We start from the raw sequence: 1489 nt of genomic DNA on the forward strand, positions 1-1489 counted from the left end.
GGCTGCATCCGTCGCTTTGGTTGGGGTTGCAACATTGGTAATCCGTTTTTCTGCGCCTGCACGACCGACTGAAACAGTATTGGCTTCATCAGCCAAAGAGTCAAAACCAATGGCGGTTGAGCGGTTACCCGTTGTAATACCACCCACACCAAATACGCTACTTTCATCGGCTAAAGCAAGATTGCCACCCCAAATCAAATGTTCTAAAAAGGCATTTAGCTCCGTTGCATTTACGGCTGTACCATTGATATGAGTAATATCATTGAGGCTACTTCCTGTACCAGTGACATTGATGCCATTTACCGAAGTAATCACACCACCTGTTACAAAAGGAGTAAGTGCCTGATTTGGTATTTTCCGTGTACCAACCGCAGCACTGGATTGATTTTGAGTATAGTTCTCCATACCCATTGCAGTAGAATATTGACCTTTAGCAAAGTTTAACGTACCCACCGCACTGCTACCCGATCCCAGTGCTTCATTTATATGACCCATCGAACTGCTAAAACCACCCGATGCTTTATTGTTATAACCCACCGCACTGCTAGCACTACCCGATGCGGTATTCACATAACCCACCGCACTGCTACTTTGACCCGATGCGGTATTCAGATAACCCACCGCACTGCTATAATGACTCGATGCGGTATTCACATAACCCACCGCACTGCTATAACTACCCGATGCAATATTTGCTGTACCTACTGCACTACTGTAACTACCAACCGCTATATTTCCGCCTTTTTTGGCTGCATTGATAAACGCTGCAACTGCGGTTGGGTTGGCTGCTTTGGTTATTGCGACACCATTGGCTGTAAAGGAGTCAATATCATCCAGACTTGTGCCCGCGCCCGTTGTAGTAACTGTGATGCCACCGACTGCGGTAATTTTTCCTGGCGTGGTTGTCGTTGCATGTGCTGAACCTTTGGCTGAACCTAAAGCGGTATCGGTTGAAGTATGAGCATAATTATCGCTGGCGATTGGCGTACTTCCGCCTGTAGGTAAATTATCAATCCTTGTATTTAAGGTTAAAACTTCGCTGTCTAGTTGTTTTTTATTGATTGCATCAGTATCGGCTGTACCTGCCTTAACATTGGTAATTTGTTTTTCTGCACCTGCTTTACCAACCGAAATACTGTTGTCTCGGTCAGTTTCAGAGTCGTTACCTAAAGCCGTTGCGCCTGTATGCGTGGCTTTGCTATAACTACCAAAGACACTGCTATTCGTTGCGCTTGCTGTATTGTTAAAACCAACGGCACTACTGCCTACACCTGTTGCATTATTGATGACCCCAACCGCACTACTGGCGATACCTGAAGAAATATTAGATTTACTCCACCCTTGAACATAATCCAAAAAGACCTGTTTTTGTGCCAAAGTGAGCGTAGTATTACCATTAATAGAAACAATGTCATTTGCAGTTACATTGGATAAATCCGAATTAGCTGAAACACTTGAAGAGGTCACAATCGTCGTCACACTACTACCA

Annotated in this window: 1 pseudogene; it reads right to left on the minus strand. The window is 44.7% G+C overall.

Features of this window, described 5'->3' with window-relative positions:
* Positions 1 to 1489, minus strand: a pseudogene (locus MKL33_RS09870) (hypothetical protein); the annotation flags it as partial.

Origin of the sequence: Acinetobacter sp. AOR43_HL, assembly GCF_027854635.1 — a bacterium.
Lineage (GTDB): Bacteria > Pseudomonadota > Gammaproteobacteria > Pseudomonadales > Moraxellaceae > Acinetobacter > Acinetobacter pittii.